The 14,715-nt window shown below is 70.6% G+C and carries 15 protein-coding genes and 2 pseudogenes; 6 read left to right on the forward strand and 11 right to left on the reverse strand.

The genetic code is table 11. The annotated features are described in order from the left end of the window. Window positions 1-245 precede the first annotated feature (245 nt). The 3 genes from ACFV7Q_RS21355 to ACFV7Q_RS21365 all read right to left on the reverse strand — a co-directional run bounded on the left by ACFV7Q_RS21355 (window position 246) and on the right by ACFV7Q_RS21365 (window position 1,703). Entirely contained in the window at window positions 246-557 is a 312-nt protein-coding gene (locus tag ACFV7Q_RS21355; protein WP_385430554.1) for a hypothetical protein, read from the reverse strand. Next, window positions 554-859, reverse strand: coding sequence for a hypothetical protein (locus ACFV7Q_RS21360; RefSeq protein WP_385430556.1), 306 nt, complete (start codon window positions 857-859; stop codon window positions 554-556). The genes ACFV7Q_RS21355 and ACFV7Q_RS21360 overlap by 4 nt, the downstream gene beginning before the upstream one ends. 310 nt (window positions 860-1,169) lie before the next feature. Then, complete coding sequence (locus ACFV7Q_RS21365) at window positions 1,170-1,703, reverse strand: hypothetical protein (RefSeq protein ID WP_385430558.1); 534 nt, start codon at window positions 1,701-1,703, stop codon at window positions 1,170-1,172. Window positions 1,704-2,555: 852 nt separating this feature from the next. On the opposite strand from ACFV7Q_RS21365, the gene ACFV7Q_RS21370 reads away from it, so the two are divergent. From ACFV7Q_RS21370 to ACFV7Q_RS21390, 5 genes are all read left to right on the forward strand, one after another. Then, complete coding sequence (locus ACFV7Q_RS21370) at window positions 2,556-2,723, forward strand: hypothetical protein (protein ID WP_385430560.1); 168 nt, start codon at window positions 2,556-2,558, stop codon at window positions 2,721-2,723. 409 nt (window positions 2,724-3,132) lie between these two features. After that, window positions 3,133-3,681 carry a DUF1062 domain-containing protein gene (locus ACFV7Q_RS21375; RefSeq protein WP_385430562.1) on the forward strand — a complete coding sequence of 183 codons (549 nt, stop codon included), beginning with the start codon at window positions 3,133-3,135 and terminating at the stop codon, window positions 3,679-3,681. A 52-nt stretch (window positions 3,682-3,733) separates the two neighbouring features. Then, window positions 3,734-4,135 carry a DnaB-like helicase C-terminal domain-containing protein gene (locus tag ACFV7Q_RS21380; RefSeq protein WP_385430564.1) on the forward strand — a complete coding sequence of 134 codons (402 nt, stop codon included), beginning with the start codon at window positions 3,734-3,736 and terminating at the stop codon, window positions 4,133-4,135. A 2-nt stretch (window positions 4,136-4,137) separates the two neighbouring features. Next, a complete protein-coding gene (locus ACFV7Q_RS21385) occupies window positions 4,138-4,374 on the forward strand; it encodes a transposase (RefSeq protein WP_385430566.1) in 237 nt (78 codons plus the stop codon). Between the two features lie 72 nt (window positions 4,375-4,446). Further along, complete coding sequence (locus ACFV7Q_RS21390) at window positions 4,447-5,961, forward strand: serine/threonine-protein kinase (RefSeq protein WP_385430568.1); 1,515 nt, start codon at window positions 4,447-4,449, stop codon at window positions 5,959-5,961. Window positions 5,962-6,090: 129 nt separating this feature from the next. Here the strand turns inward: ACFV7Q_RS21390 and aspA are convergent, their stop codons facing one another. From aspA to ACFV7Q_RS21420, 6 genes are all read right to left on the reverse strand, one after another. Further along, window positions 6,091-7,500: an aspartate ammonia-lyase gene (gene aspA / locus ACFV7Q_RS21395; RefSeq protein ID WP_385430570.1), complete on the reverse strand. Its 1,410-nt coding sequence runs from the start codon at window positions 7,498-7,500 to the stop codon at window positions 6,091-6,093. A gap of 54 nt (window positions 7,501-7,554) precedes the next feature. Continuing rightward, on the reverse strand, window positions 7,555-8,571 hold the full coding sequence (locus ACFV7Q_RS21400; RefSeq protein ID WP_385430572.1) for an asparaginase: 1,017 nt from the start codon (window positions 8,569-8,571) through the stop codon (window positions 7,555-7,557). 92 nt (window positions 8,572-8,663) lie between these two features. Continuing rightward, window positions 8,664-10,103: an amino acid permease gene (locus ACFV7Q_RS21405; protein WP_385430574.1), complete on the reverse strand. Its 1,440-nt coding sequence runs from the start codon at window positions 10,101-10,103 to the stop codon at window positions 8,664-8,666. Continuing rightward, window positions 10,100-10,777 carry a FadR/GntR family transcriptional regulator gene (locus tag ACFV7Q_RS21410; RefSeq protein WP_385430608.1) on the reverse strand — a complete coding sequence of 226 codons (678 nt, stop codon included), beginning with the start codon at window positions 10,775-10,777 and terminating at the stop codon, window positions 10,100-10,102. Before ACFV7Q_RS21410 ends, ACFV7Q_RS21405 begins: the two co-directional genes overlap by 4 nt. An 86-nt stretch (window positions 10,778-10,863) precedes the next feature. Then, window positions 10,864-12,153 (reverse strand): hypothetical protein, encoded by a 1,290-nt coding sequence (locus tag ACFV7Q_RS21415; protein ID WP_385430576.1) that lies wholly within the window; start codon window positions 12,151-12,153, stop codon window positions 10,864-10,866. A 279-nt stretch (window positions 12,154-12,432) separates the two neighbouring features. Then, complete coding sequence (locus tag ACFV7Q_RS21420) at window positions 12,433-13,557, reverse strand: hypothetical protein (RefSeq protein ID WP_385430578.1); 1,125 nt, start codon at window positions 13,555-13,557, stop codon at window positions 12,433-12,435. 57 nt (window positions 13,558-13,614) lie between these two features. Between ACFV7Q_RS21420 and ACFV7Q_RS21425 the strand changes: the two genes are divergently transcribed. Beyond that, window positions 13,615-14,106: a MarR family winged helix-turn-helix transcriptional regulator gene (locus ACFV7Q_RS21425; protein ID WP_385430580.1), complete on the forward strand. Its 492-nt coding sequence runs from the start codon at window positions 13,615-13,617 to the stop codon at window positions 14,104-14,106. 16 nt (window positions 14,107-14,122) lie between these two features. Here ACFV7Q_RS21425 and ACFV7Q_RS21430 read toward each other — a convergent pair. Further along, window positions 14,123-14,271: pseudogene (locus ACFV7Q_RS21430) on the reverse strand (transposase); the annotation flags it as partial. 6 nt (window positions 14,272-14,277) lie between these two features. After that, a pseudogene (locus tag ACFV7Q_RS21435) lies at window positions 14,278-14,528 on the reverse strand (YihY/virulence factor BrkB family protein); the annotation flags it as partial. Between the last annotated feature and the right edge of the window lie 187 nt (window positions 14,529-14,715).

Raw genomic sequence — 14,715 nt, forward strand, 5'->3', positions numbered from 1 at the left:
CCGGACACCGGTCGACGTCAGGCGGGTGCGGCGGCCGGCGCGGATCGGACCGGGCGCAGCGGACGCAGGCGGTCGCGGCCGGACGGATCTCCAGGGCCGGCGGGCTGCAGCGGGGCGCGGGCCGCGGCGGCTGACCCGCGAGCGCCGGGAGCTGCTGCGCGAGGTGGGTCGTCCCTCTGCCCAAGACGAGTGCCGCCTTGCCGACGATCGGCATCCAGGCTCTACAGCCCCGTCCTGCGGCTGGGTCATTGCCAGAAGAGGGTCTCGATAACGATCTGTGGTTCGGCAACGCGCGGGGTGAACACGTAGCGCAGCCACCCGCGCCCGCGGTCGAAGTACAGGAGGTGGGCCCCGCGGGGCTGGGTGGAACGGACGGGCTCGATGTTGACCTTGGCCGTGTCAAGGTGATCGTCACGGTAGGGGTGGCGCGAGCATTTCAGCTCGGTGACTGCGTCGATGATCTGGTCCCGCACCGTGGTGGGCAGGCTGTCGCGGTATTCGGCGGCGCTCTTGGTCCAATCGGTTGCCCATGGCGGGCCGGTGAGGTCCTCGGTCACTCGCCAGGCCCGAGCAGGCTCACCCGGCGGTGGATCTGCGCTGCCTCCTCCAGGAGGGCCATGGCCTTGTCCGGATCGGCGGACTGGGCGGCCCGCTCCTCCAAATCGCGCACATACCGGTCGAGCCCCGGATCGCGGGCCAGGGCGTATTCGGCCCACCACCGGGCCAGGAACGCCGGCGCCGCACCGATGTCGTACGTGTCCGCGATCCTCGCCCGCCAGTTCGCCTCGAAATCGGCTAGGAGCTGGGGCGTGTGCGCGGCGACCGCGGCACGCAGGGCCGGGATACTGCGCTCGGGCATCGGGGGCACACCATGAGGGCGCCCGGGGGCGGTGGTCACTTCTCCTCCTGCAGTCGACACCCGCCACGATAGCCGCCGGCGCCGGGTGGGCGGAGGTTGTCGGGGCAACAGAACGCAACCGCCTGCCGACGCCCCGCGGCCGCGCCGGACAATCCAACTCAGCGGCTGGCGTCGATGCCCTTCCAGTCGTGCCCGAGCTCGCGGCGCAGTGGCCGCGACGGCGGGTCAGCGGGGGCCGGGCGGGTGTTCCGTACATCGGTCACCTGCCGGGCAGCCGTGGAGGAGAGGCTGGAGGTGACCTGCCCGGAGGTTAGGACCCGGGCGGGCCCCGCCCGTACGCGGCCAGGGCCACCGCGAGCGAGGCCGCAGCCGTCTCGGCCGGTGCGCCCCACCGCAATGCGTCTTCGCAGCAGGGGAGTTCAGGGCGGGCGGTGAGCAGTACGGCGAGGGCCTGGGCGTGGGCCGCGTCCAGCGTTACGGTCAGCACAGCGAGGCCGAGCATGTGGACCTGGTGTCCGGTGAGGCTGTGCGCGGCGAGTGCACGTCCTGGCCGGTACTCAGCACCCGCAGGATCCTCCGTGCGGTCGGCAGGCCGATCGGTGCGGCTGTCGCGGGTGCATGCTTGTCGCGCAAGCAGCGCGGTGGCGGGGATGACCTCCGAAATCTCAGCGGCTTCCGGGCTGAACCCGGATCCCGCCCCGGCGAGCACCTCCAAGGCGGTGGCCTCGTCCTCGACGGCTCCGCCGCTCCCCCGCTTGTGGCCGATGGTGTCGGCGAGGAGACACACGGTGATCACCGCGGTCTGGCCAGCGCGGGTCCAGTCGAGTCCCGCGAAGAGCGTCATCAGACCTGCTCACCACGCCGCCGGCCGCTGATGTGCAGTGCGCCAGGATCGCGCCGTTGCTGTCGGTCCGGACTCGATGCGATCGCGATCGAGTACCGCACCGGCACGCCGCGGATGGACCGGCCCGAACACTTCGGCTCGTGGAAGGGCGCCCACAACCGCCTGCGGAAGTGGGCCGCCGAACGGCACCCGGAAGAAGGTCTTCGCCGCCCTGCTCGCCCAGGCCAGCCGGGCCGGGGGCGGCGTACGTCCGGGCATACGCGTGCTTCGACTCCGCCTCGCCCCATGTTGCCGCACAGGACTGGCGCCGGACGTGGCTCACTTCTGCTGGAAGCGAGGGGCTACTGCGAGCGCTGCGTTCCGCTGCGCACCCTCGGCTGGGGTCAGCTGCTGAGCGCCCGAGAGGTGGGGAACTGGCCGAGTCGGTGGGCGCGAAGCTGCGGTGGGGTCTGTCCGCGGACCAGGTCGAAGTCGACGCGTGAACGTGAAGGTGTGCCCACCGGGCCGTGTAGGTCTGTGATCACCGCCGCGTCCTTCGCGTCGGTCTTCGCCTCTCCCGGTAGAGATCGGCGATCCGCCGGGTCGCGCCGCTCGCAGGGACGGAAGGCGCTGGTCAGTCTTGGTTCGGGAGGGCGTCGAGTCGAGCCAGGGCATCGGTGATCACAGCGGTTCACGGCCAGTGCTTGGCGAGGCGGGGATGCGGGGTGGGAGGTGGGCGGCAGTGGAGTGCAGCCGCCGGCGGAGCCGGCGCGGTTCCCAGCGCCGGGCGGGACCGGTCCGGGCGTGCACCGGCATCCAGGCAGGCGCAGTAGGTCGAGGGCGATCCAGCCAGATGTGGTTCTGTGCGGCGTCGTGGAGGCGGAGCCGCAGTTGATCCACCGCGTCTACCGGTGCACGCTCGACCAGGCCGGGCAGATTTTCGGCCCGCAGGCCGCTGCGTCAGCCTCGCCGGGCGGGTTGTGGGACGTTCACCGCTACCTGACGATGAACGTCGACGGCGCCGGACCGTGGTCGACGTGACGTTCCCCGCGGGCCCGGGCCGGGACGGGTTCGCTCCGTGCGGCTCGCCTGCGGGTCCGGGACCGATCACGTCGTGACCGCGGACGCGGACGCGGAGAAGCGGGCGTTGGAGGAGGCTGGTGCGATCCGGCGGTCCGGCGATCCGGCGGTCCGGGAGCCCTTCATTGCGGCGCTCTCCGGCGAGCGACCGGCCGTCCCGGGAAGCCGAGCCGTTCCCGCGCATGCCCGGAAAACCGGTGGAACGGTGCCGCCGTGCAGGCCTACCGTGCTGTCCGAACGCGTCGTCGAGCCGAAGGCAGACCCTTGTACACCCTGTGAGACCCCCGAAGAGCTGATCGGTCGCGCGTCGCGCATCTGCGCGCCGTGCTGCTTCCTGCTGCGGATTTCTCACTGAAACCGGTGTACACCTGTGCTCAACACCTGGGTGGTCGCTCCCACCTGCCTGCCCCTCGTCCGCCGTCGTTGCCATGCGTGCACGTCCGACCGTTTCCGGGCGAGCGGCAAGTTCCGCGTCAACGCGAACCACAAGGCGCTCGACGCCTGGCTCCTCGTCCTCTGCACCGGGTGCGGGGACACGGCGAAGCTCACGGTCTTCGAGCGGGCGAACGTCCGCTCCGTACGACCGGAACTGCTGGACCGGCTGCACGAAAACGACCACGGTCTGGCCGCCGAGTTGCTCCAGGACCCGGTCCTGCAGCGTCGCAACCGCATCGCCCTCGACTGGGACGGCGCCTGGCGCCTGGACACCGGCGGCTCGAACCACCTGGACCGCGAGGTCATCGACGTCTCGGTCCGCTTCGCGGCCCGGATACCCGTCCGGCCGGTACGGCTCATCGCCGAGGGCTGCGGTCTCGCACGGGCCGAGGTCGAGCGCTTGATCGCAGAGGGGAGTCTCGTCTCGGCGGTCCGGCTGGGCGCCAGGCTCTCCGGTGACTTCACCTTCACGCTCAAGCGCTGATCCGCGGCAACTCCCCCTTCCGCGGCCCGAACTGACAGGTCGCGGAAGGGGGATGTCCGACGAGGACTGGACCCGCATGGCGCGCCGCGTCCCGCATGTGGACGCAGCCCCGCTCCACGTCAAGACCCCCGGCCGCCTCACTATGGCCACCCTTGAAACCGAGGCCCGCGAACTCGTCGAGGACCACGGTGTGGCGATCCTCGCCGTCGACGGTATCCAAGACATCCGTCCGGCGAAACGCAGCGACCTCCGCGAACGCGAAGCCGGAGAGGTCGTCCGCGACCTGAAGACCCCCGCCCGGGAGCTGAACATCCCTGTCGTCGCCACCAGCCCCCTGAACCGCAACCCCGAGCAGCGGTATGACCGCCTTCCCAAGCTGGACGACCTCCGTGAGTCCGGAGCCACCACGTTCGCCGCGGATACCATCCTGCTACTGCACCGGGAGGACTCCTAACCTTGGACACCCCGCGGGCCGGCGAAGCCGATGTCCAGGTCGCAAAACACTTCGCCCAGCCCAACGCCGATGCGGTCAGGGCCCAGCTCGACAACGTCGCGGACATGCTCGGCAGGCAGTTCCCCGAGGTCAAAGAGATGCTGCTGGAAGCGAAGGAGGATCTGACCGCGTTCGCGGACTTCCCCAACCAGCATTGGAAGAACGGCCCCAGACCCGCAGGTCCCGTTTCAGCTCGTTGAACCGTGCAGCCCGGCGGAGGGCTTGGTTCGCGTCGGGTGCGCTGCCGAGCGCCAACCTCCGCAAGACTCGCCATGCTCAGCACAACGAGCCGAAGCGCCAAAGGGAACGACGCCTTAGCGGGAGGCGGCGGTGAGAAGCGGCCTCTGCGCGCCGAGCGCGAGCGGGCGGATGCCGCGTCATTGAAGCCCGCCGCATGGTTCCGTAGCCTCGGATCCCGGCCACCTCACGCGGGATCGGACCGGCAACGGGCGGAAGGGCGGGCGAGGTTGACACAGCAGGCGCAGCCGGGCAGGACGATCGGGGGGCGCTACCGGCTCGTGGATCTCCTGGGGTCCGGAGGGTTCGGACGGGTGTGGAGGGCGCACGACGAGGCGCTGGACGTGGAGGTGGCGGTCAAGGAGGTTTGGTTGCCGCAGCAGGCCGGCTCGGAGCACGAACAGGAAGAACGGCTGGCCCGTGCCACACGAGAGGCCCGCAACGCGGCGAAGCTGCGCGACAAGGCGCACATCGTGGCCGTCCACGACGTGGTGGTCGAGGAGGGCACTCCCTGGATCGTGATGCGCCTCGTGGAAGGGTGCTCCCTGAGCGAGTACCTGCGGGTGGAGGGAAGGATGCCGGCCGCGCGGGTGGCGAAGGTGGCCACCGCACTGCTCAAGGCCCTGGAGGCGGCCCACGCGGCGGGGATCGTGCACCGCGACCTCAAGCCGGCGAACGTGATGCTGACCCCGGACGGGGACGTGTTGCTCACCGACTTCGGTATCGCCGTCCACCGGACCGACACGAGACTCACCGTGACCGGCGGGGTCGTCGGCTCGGCCGAGTACATGGCCCCGGAGAGGCTCAACGGGGGTGAGGACCAGGGCGCCGGCGATCTCTTCTCGCTGGGCGCCACCCTGTACGAGGCGGTGGAGGGCACCTCGCCCTTCCGGCGCGACACCCCGACCGCCACGTTCGCGGCGGTGGCACTGCACGATCCCCCACCACCGCAAGGCGGCGACACTCCGCTGGCGTCGCTGATCACCGCCCTACTCGCGAAGAGGCCCGGAGAGCGGCCCACCCTCGGGCAAGCCCTGTCCCTGGCCGCAGCCGCCGCCCCTCACAGCGGCCGGTACCACGAAGACGGCGGCGATCTGCTGCGCTGGAACGGCACCGGCTGGGACACCTACCGACGGGCCGACAGCCTGACCTGGACGCCGTACACGCCGGCCTGGTCGGGTCTGGCCGCACTCGGCTCGTCCGTCCCGGGCGGCCGGTACGCACGGATCGGCGACACCGTCCTCTACGTCGCCGAGCTGACCTGGGGTCCCGGAAGCAAGCTCGGTTCCGGCGAGGTCCAGGCGTCCTTGCCGCTCGCGGCGGCGGGAGTCGGCAGCACCGAGTGGGGCTGGCAGGGCACCGGTCGCTACCGCGACGGCACCCGCGGCACGTGGAAGGGACTCACTCCCGTCGTCGCGCACGGCGGCAGTGTTGCCACGGTCTTCGCATGCCGCCCGAGGGACGGCGGCTGGGTGCCCCCGGGCCGGATCCCCTACACCTGGGCGGCCGGCGCGCACATGCGGATCCAGGGCGAGTACGAAACAGCTTGAAGGGCGAGCGTGACCGACGCGTTGTGCTCGAGGTGGAGCCGCGGCAGCGTACTCGTCGAGGCGGCCGGGGCGCCCCACTCGTGCGGGGAGTGGGGCGCCCCGGGCAGGCCGATGTCCGGCCAGCAGGCCTCAGGCGATGTCCGCGCGGGGGCCGGCGATCGCTTCGGGCCGTAGGAGGGCCGCAAGCTTCTCGGCCGGGAGCAGGCCCCTGTCCAGGACGAGTTCGGCCACACCACGGCCGGTTGCAAGTGCCTCCTTGGCGATGTCGGTGGCGGCGGTGTACCCGATGTGCGGGTTCAGGGCGGTCACCAGGCCGATCGAGTTCTCGACGGTCGCGCGCAGCAACTCGGTGTTGGCTGTGATGCCGGCCACGCAGCGCTCCGCGAGGGTGAGGCAGGCCGCGCGGAGGTGCGTGACGGACTCCGACAGCGAGTGAAGGATGATCGGCTCGAAGGCGTTGAGCTGGAGCTGTCCCGCCTCGGCGGCCATGGTGATGGCCACGTCGTTGCCGATCACCTCGAAGGCGACCTGGTTGACGACCTCGGGGATCACCGGGTTGACCTTGCCCGGCATGATGCTCGAGCCGGCCTGCACCGGCGGCAGGTTGATCTCGCCGAGACCCGCGCGCGGCCCTGAGGAGAGCAGGCGCAGGTCGTTGCACGTCTTGGACAGCTTGACGGCGATGCGCTTGAGCACGCCCGACATCTGGACGAACGCGCCGCAGTCCTGTGTGGCTTCGACCAGGTTGGCCGCGGTGACCAGGGGCAGACCGGTGATGTCGGCGAGGTGGCGGCGGGCCGTTTCGGCGTATCCGGCGGGGGCGTTGAGGCCGGTGCCGATCGCGGTCGCGCCGAGGTTGATCTCGTGGATCAGCTCCACGGCCTCCGCGAGCCGGCTGCGGTCCTCGTCGAGCATGACGGCGAAGGCGGAGAACTCCTGCCCGAGCGTCATCGGCACGGCGTCCTGGAGCTGGGTGCGGCCCATCTTCAGGACGTCGCGGAACTCGACGGCCTTGCGGGTGAAGGCCTCCTGGAGCACGGCCATGGCGTCGAGCAGGCCGTGCACCGCGCAGACGGTGGCGATCCGGACGGCGGTCGGGTAAACGTCGTTGGTGGACTGGCTGAGGTTGACGTCCTCGTTGGGGTGCAGGTGCCGGTATGCACCCTTCGTGTGGCCCAGCAGTTCCAGCGCCCGGTTGGCGACGACCTCGTTGGCGTTCATGTTCGTCGAGGTGCCGGCGCCGCCCTGGATGACGTCGACGACGAACTGGTCGTGCAGCTTCCCGCCGCGGATCTCCTGGCAGGCGGCGACGATCGCCGCGGCCTTCGAGGCCTCCAGCAGGCCGAGTTCCTCGTTGGCCAGGGCGGCGGCCTCCTTGACGGAGGCGAGGGCGTCGATGAGGTGCGGGTAGGTGGAGATGGGGGTGCCGGTGATGGGGAAGTTCTCGGTGGCGCGCAGGGTGTGGACGCCCCAGTAGGCGTCCGCGGGGACGTCGCGGTCTCCGAGCAGGTCGTGTTCCCTGCGGGTGGCGGCGGTCATGGGTGTGCGGGTCCTCTTCCTGAGGTGGTGGCCGGATTCCGGCAGTCTGTGCGGTCAGGCGGGTGCGGGGGCGGCCGTCGGGGCGAGTGCCGGCACCGGCCGGATGGCGCCGAGGAGCCGGCCGCCGCCGGTGACGGGTTGCTCCGTGAACCGGGCGAGCAGCCGCGGGTCGGCTCCCGCCATGGCCAGGGCTGCGGCCGTCACGGGGATGCGCGCGCGGTTCGCCCCGTCGGCGATCTTCACGGCCACGGCCCGGCCGTCGGGGAGAGCGGCGACCTGGACGCCCTCGAAGCCGTCCTTGGCGAGCAGCCCGGGCACGGCGCGCATCAGGTCGGCGACGTCCCGACCGGCGCCGGAGGCCATCTCGGGGTGGCTGCGCAGGGCATCCGCCACCCGGTGCTCGGCCGTGCCCGGCGCCGCGGTGGCGATGCGGGCCGCGGCACGAGCCAAGCCGTGCAGGGAGACCGAGAACAGCGGGGCGCCGCAGCCGTCGACGGTGACGTTCGCGGTGCGCTGGCCGGTGAGCTCCTCGACGGCCTCGGCGATCGTCCTCTGGAGCGGGTGGGCGGGGTCCAGGTAGGTCTCCAGGGGCCAGCCGGCCAGGACGCAGGTGTACAGCATCGCGGCGTGCTTGCCGGAGCAGTTCTGGGCGAGCCGGGAAGGCGGGCGCCCCTGCCGCGTCCAGGTGTCCCGAACGGCCGGGTCATAGGGAAGGTCCGGGACGTTGCGCAGGTCCCCCTCGGTGGCGCCGGCCAGGGCCAGGATCCGCCGGACCCCGGCGAGGTGGCGTTCCTCGCCGGAGTGGCTGCCCATGGCGAGCGAGAGCAGGGCGCCGTCGAGGGGCAGGCCGGCCCGCACCATGGCGGCGGCCTGGACGGGCTTGAGGGCCGAGCGGGGGTAGCAGGCGGCCTCGGTGTCGCCGAGGGCGAAGCGGACCTCGCCGTCCCTGCCGAGGACGACGAGTGAGCCGTAGTGGACGCCCTCGATGACGCCGCCCCTGGTGACGTGGGCGACGGGTGCGTGCAGGGGCTCCCGGATGCCGGGCGCGTCCGCGAGGGGTGCGCTGCGCATCAGTGCCTCCTTTGCTGTGCTGGTTCGAGCTGGTGGGGCTTGTGCCGGGTGGTGCGCCGGCTGCGCGGATCGTGCAGCCGGCGCCGTCCGGTTCAGCTGCCGGTCTTGGTGGCGGCGCGTGCGTCGCGGCGGCGGATCGCGTACCAGCCGGCCACGAGGGTTCCGGCGATCAGAGGCACGCACAGCACGGTGGTGCGTCCCGCTCCGCCGTCGGCGTACATCAGGACCAGGACGGAGGCGAGGAAGACCAGGGTGATCACCTGGGTCCACGGGGAGCCGGGCAGGCGGTAGTCGGGGCGGGTGAGTTCGCCGTCGCGGGTCTTCCGCCAGAAGATCAGGTGGCAGATCATGATCATGCCCCAGGTGGAGAGGATGCCGAGGGCGGCGAGGTTGAGGACGATCTCGAACGCGTCGTCGGGCACCACGAAGTTGAGGCCGACGCCGAGGACGCACACGCCGCTGGTGAGCAGGATGCCGCCGTAGGGCACCTGGGTGCGGCTCATGCGGGCGGTGAAGCGGGGGGCGGAGCCGTTGGCGGCCATCGAGCGCAGGATGCGCCCGGTGGAGTAGAGGCCGGAGTTGAGTGAGGACATGGCCGCGGTGAGGACGACCAGGTTCATCACGCCGCCGGCGGCGGGGACGCCGATGTGGGAGAGCACGGTCACGAACGGGCTTTGATCGGCGCTGTAGCCGTTCCACGGCATCAGCATCGACAGCAGGACGACCGAGCCCACGTAGAAGAGGCCCACGCGCCACATGATCGAGTTGATCGCCTTGGGCATGATCTTCTCGGGGTTCTCGGTCTCACCGGCCGTGACGCCGACCAGCTCCACTGAGGCGTAGGCGAAGACGACGCCCTGGACGATCAGCAGCATGGGCAGCAGGCCGTTGGGGAAGATCCCGCCGTTGTCGGTGATCAGGGATGGGCCGGGTACGACGCCGTCGACGGGGTGGCGGGTGACCAGGAGGAAGATTCCGAGGGCCATGAAGACCACCAGGGCGCCGACCTTGACGATGGCGAACCAGAACTCCAGTTCTCCGAAGATCCTCACGGAGATGAGGTTCACGGCGAGGACCACGGTCAGGGCTATGAGGGCGATCACCCACTGCGGGACGTCGGAGAACAGGCCCCAGTAGTGGGTGTACACGGCCACGGCCGTGATGTCGGCGATTCCGGTGGTGGCCCAGTTGAGGAAGTACATCCAGCCCGCGGTGTAGGCGCCCTTCTCGCCCAGGAACTCGCGGGCGTAGGACACGAAGGCGCCGGACGACGGCCGGTACAGAACGAGCTCGCCGAGCGCCCGCACGACGAGGAACGCGAAGATGCCGCAGACGGCGTAGGCGATGAACAGCGAGGGCCCGGCTTCGGCGAGCCGGCCGCCCGCACCGAGGAAGAGCCCGGTGCCGATGGCACCGCCGATGGCGATCATGTTGACGTGCCGGGGCTGCAACGACTTGCTGTAGCCGGCGTCGCCGGCGTCGACGTGACGGGGGGAGGGGCGCCTCTCGTCTTGGAGGAACTGCTCGCTCACGCCTCGGGTCCGCCTTCCGTGGGGCTGTCCGTGCGCTTGGGGTGCACGATGTCGGTCAGGGTCGTCTCGACCCTGTGGAGGTGGTGGGACATGGCCTCGATCGCGTCCGGTTCGCAGCCGTCGATGAGCGCCTCGTAGATCGCCCGGTGCTCGCAGTTGGACTGCTCGCGGCGGCCGCCCAGCTCGTTGAGGAAGGTCGACTGGCGCGCCAGCGCGTCGCGGATCTCCTCGATGACCCGACGGAAGACCGGGTTGCGGGAGGCCTCGGCGACCGCCAGGTGGAAGACGGTGTCGAGGGCCACCCATGCCGTGGTGTCGGTCTCCTGCTCCATCCGGTCGAGCAGGTGGGCCAGGTGGTCCAGGTCTTCCGGAGTGCGGCGCACCGCGGCGTACCCGGCGACCGGGATCTCGACGTGCCGGCGCACCTCGAGCAGGTCGCTGGCGGCGTAGTCGCCGAAGGTCGGGTCCTCGACCGTGTTCGCCACGACGAAGGTTCCCTTGCCCGTCTTCGAGACGGTCAGGCCCATGGCCTGCAAGGCCCGGAGGGCCTCGCGCAGAACGGGCCGGCTGACCTCGAGAGCGCGGCACAGCTCGGCTTCGGAGGGGAGCTTGTCCCCCACTGCGTACTCACCGCGCTCGATGGCGGTGCGCAGGTGGCCGAACACCGCTTCCATCGCGCTCACGCGCCGCGGCATCCCACCACCTGTCTGGCTGTCTGACAGGTTCACGGCCCGATCTTGGGGCCTGCCGAGCAAGGCTGTCAAGAGTCGTCGGGAACCCGGCGAGAGGGGCTCCCTGCGGCCTGGGAGGTCTGCTCGTCGCCCAGGCGGGCCCGCCAGTCGCCGACGAGGTCCGGGGGCGTGGAGGCCAGGCGTGCTATCTCCTCGTCGCTGCGCCCGTCGGCCCACGCCAGGATCCGCGTCATGGTGCGGTTCCGTGCGGCGCGGAACTCCCGGAGCACGTTCTCCAGGCGTTCGACCTCCTCGCCTTCGCGGACGAGCTGCCGATCGACGCCCTTCCTTTCCTCGGCGCGCAGCGTCCGCAGGTAGGCGGGCAGTCCCATCAGAGCCAGCCCCTGCTCCTGCGCGGCGCTTTCGAAGCTCTCGACCAGCAGCGACAGGACGCAGTCCGGCACGTCGGCGAGGGTGGCTCCGGGGGGTTTGGCCGCCTCCCAGGCACTCCTGCCGGCCTCTGTCGTCTCCAGCCACGTGCGGGCGTCGATCGGAGTGCGGCCGCCGCAGGCCCGCGCCCGGTGGGCGTACAGGGCGGCACGGTGGCCGTAGAAGGTGAAACCGTCCTCGATCTGCTGACCGGCGGCGAGGCAGACGCGTCCCGGGACGCCGCCGTAACCCGAGTCGGGCCGGTAGTCCGCAAAGGCGTCGAGCTCCGCGTCGGTGGCCACCGCCCAGGCGGGGTCGCACAGGTCGGGATTGCCCTCGAGGAAGGCGCCGACCTCGACCCGCCACGCGGGGACGGGGCTCATCCGAAGCCTGGGCCAGAGGACCGCTCGGGAAGCCTCGAAGGAGTGGGAGGCGACCCGCTCGATGTCCTCCCAGGCAGTGGCCGCTTCGGCGGACCACTCCAGCTCGCCGTCCGGCCCGATTCGGTGGATCGAGTCGACGAGCCGCTGAACGGCCGGCAGGACGCGCAGGGCGAGCTCATGCACCTCCGCGGCGGTGAAGAAGCGCCAGGAGCAGCCGTGTTGCTCATCGTGTGTCATGTGGCTCAGCAGTTGAACCAGCACCCCGGGGGCCGGCAGCACGCCGTCGCCCAGCGCCTTGCGCGGCACGCCGGGGAGCCGGCCTTCCACGTCTTCCCGTGGAGCCCGCCAGTCGACATCCCCGAACCAGATCGCGCCAGTGCACGCGTCGACGGCCAGCCATTGCTGGTATCCCACCCCCGGGCCGTACCGCTGTTCCTGCTGCTCGGCGTCCTTGTCGTGCCATACGTACTCGGGGGGAGGCGGATTCAGCTCGGCGGCCAGGAAGCCGTCCTCGGGGCGGTAGCCGGTGAGGATGCAGGCCGTTCTTGGCGCTTCGGCAGCGGTCATGAGGGGTTTCCTCTCGGTGGAACAGCAACCTCCGCAACCGTAGTGCGCCTGTCGGCCAATAGTTCAACATTCAGCCATTTGGGTCGACTCGACGACCCAGGAGGCCAGCCCGCCAGCTCCGGCGACCCGGGGAGTTCTACGCGCGTTCAGCCTCAGCGTCAGGTTGTCTTGTTTTCATACATTCGGCACGGCCTGTTGGGGGCGGGCGTATGAGGAGGTGCGTGGTGAACCGCTCGGAGAAGGGGTCCTTCGCGGGTCGACAGGTAGGGCAGCTGTGCATCATGACGCAGCTCCGCGGACCCCACCGCCGGCGTCGAGGCGGGTGATGCGCCGCTGCGCGGCGAAGGCGGCGGCCGGATAGCGCGGGTCGGGCCGTAGGGCGTATTCGCGCAGGCACGCTTCGGTGAACTTGATGACGTGCTCGTCGCCGTGCTCGGCGGCGCGGGCGCCCAGCTCGTCCAGTGGGGGCAGATCCGGTATCTCCGACTGCCAGGCCGCCGTGCCCTCGTCGCGCCGGTCCGAGGTGAAGGCGAGCAGGAACGCCGACTGCACCTGCCAGAGCCGGGCCAGCGTCGGCGCGTGCAGCTCGTGCGGTAGATGCGGGAGTACGAGGCGGACGGCGGCGGGGGCCGTGACGCCGTGGATCAGCGGGACGGGGTACACCTCGGGGTGACCGAGATAGACATCGGCGAACTGAACCGTCATCTCGCTCAACAGCCGGGGTTCCTGCTGCGGTGCCAGCGTCTCCAAGGACTCGCCGTAGCCGGGGAGTTCGGCGAGCGTGTCCAGGCGGTGGCGGGCGGTACCCGGCCCGAGCGGGCCGTCGAGCGGTACGCGGGGCAGCGTGGCGACCGCGTCGGGCAGCTCGTGGTGGCCGTGCAGTCGCGGGCGGCCGGGGAGTTCGCTGTAGCGGGCCGCCCAGTAGGCCAAGCCCCGGGCCAGTTCCTTCAGCTGGAGTGCTGTGGTTCCGTCGCCGGTCGCGTACAGGCCGCGTACGGCGTGCGCGGTGCGGATGACCCCGTGCGTCAAACCCGCAAAGAGCCCAGGAAGCAGACGGGGCCACCAGCGCACGAGCACCTCGCGCCAGTGCGCCTCGGCCAGCTCGCGGACGAAGAGCTGCTCCCAGTCCCCGGCCCGCCGGAAGGTGCCGAGGGCGGGACGCCACGAGGACTCGTCCGTGGGGTCCAGGGCGAAGCTGGCGGAAGGGGGCTCGTGGTGTTCCATCGCCTTCCGGTAGCGCCCTACCCACCGGGCGACTTCGTCCACTTGCCCGAGCAGGGCGAGTGCCTCGGCGCCCATCGGGCCGTGGTTGGCGAGATCTACGGCCTGTCCTCGCTCGTACCCCAGGTCATCCATGCGTTCCAGGGCGTCATTGAGCGCATCGCTGTAGCTGATCGACGGCATAAGAGATCCTTCGGAGAGCCAAACGGTTTGGATATCAGAACCATATACACTTGTAGCATGCCGCAGAGCGAGAACGCCGGGAAGGCGTCACGGAAGCCGACCCCGGATGAGCTCGAAGTCGCCGGTCTCGTACCGCTGCTGGAGCCGTTCTTCCGCGGTTCGGTCGTACGGGATCTGATGCCGGAGCCCTTGCGAGGCGCCATGGAGGCGCATGGCCTGACGCCGCGCCACGGCGCCGTACTGCCCCAGTTGCTGGCCGGACAGCCACTGGCCGTCAGCGAGATCGCCCGACGCCTTCAGGTGTCACTGTCCACCGCCAGCGAACTGGTCGGAGCCCTGAGCCGGGCCGGCATCGTGGATCGCGCCGAAGATCCAACGAACCGCCGCCGCGTCCTGGTGTCCCTGGCCGAGGAACACCGCCTGCCGCTCGAAGCCTTCATCGTCCGGCGGACCGAGCCGCTGCTGCGCGCGCTGGAGGGGCTGTCGCCCGACGAAAAGGCAGGATTCGTGACAGGGCTCACAGCGTGGGTCCGCGAAGTGCAGAAGTGAGCGTGTCGTGCGCGCTTCCGCGGGCCTTGACCGCCCGCCGGATCCTCGCGTTCACGGACTCGATCGCGTAGGTGGTGCACACGATGCGGCGGATTCGGTGGCGAAGCGGAGGAACGGAGTGAACTCCTCCCAGGCGTTCTCCCAGAGCCGGACGATCGCCGGGTATTCCTTGGCACGCTGGCGTGCCATCGCGGCGTCGAACTCCAGGCCCAAGAGGATGGCCAGGTGGTGATCCACAGCCACATCAGAAAGATGATCACCCCGGCGAGGGTTCCGTACGTCTTGTTGTACGAGGCGAAGTTCGCGACGTAGAACGCGAAGTCCGCCGAGGCGATCATCCAGATCACAAGCGCGAGCAGGCTCCCGGACGTGATCCATCTGAAGTCACGGCCCCGTGCATTCGGCGCTGCCCAGTACAAGATCGGCGCCTTGCCCGCGACCATTGGTGACGGTGGGCCAGCAGCAGACGCGTCACCACTGTCGAGGCAGACGTGGCCCTCGGGGCGCCTGCACACTCGTGCCGCTCGCTCAGGACATGGAAACCCCAGGTTGCAGCAGGGGCGACGACGGGACCGGTACTGGCCTCTGCCACGTGGTTGCCGGGGTTGC

Source organism: Streptomyces sp. NPDC059851 (assembly GCF_042732005.1).
Taxonomy (GTDB): Bacteria; Actinomycetota; Actinomycetes; order Streptomycetales; family Streptomycetaceae; genus Streptomyces.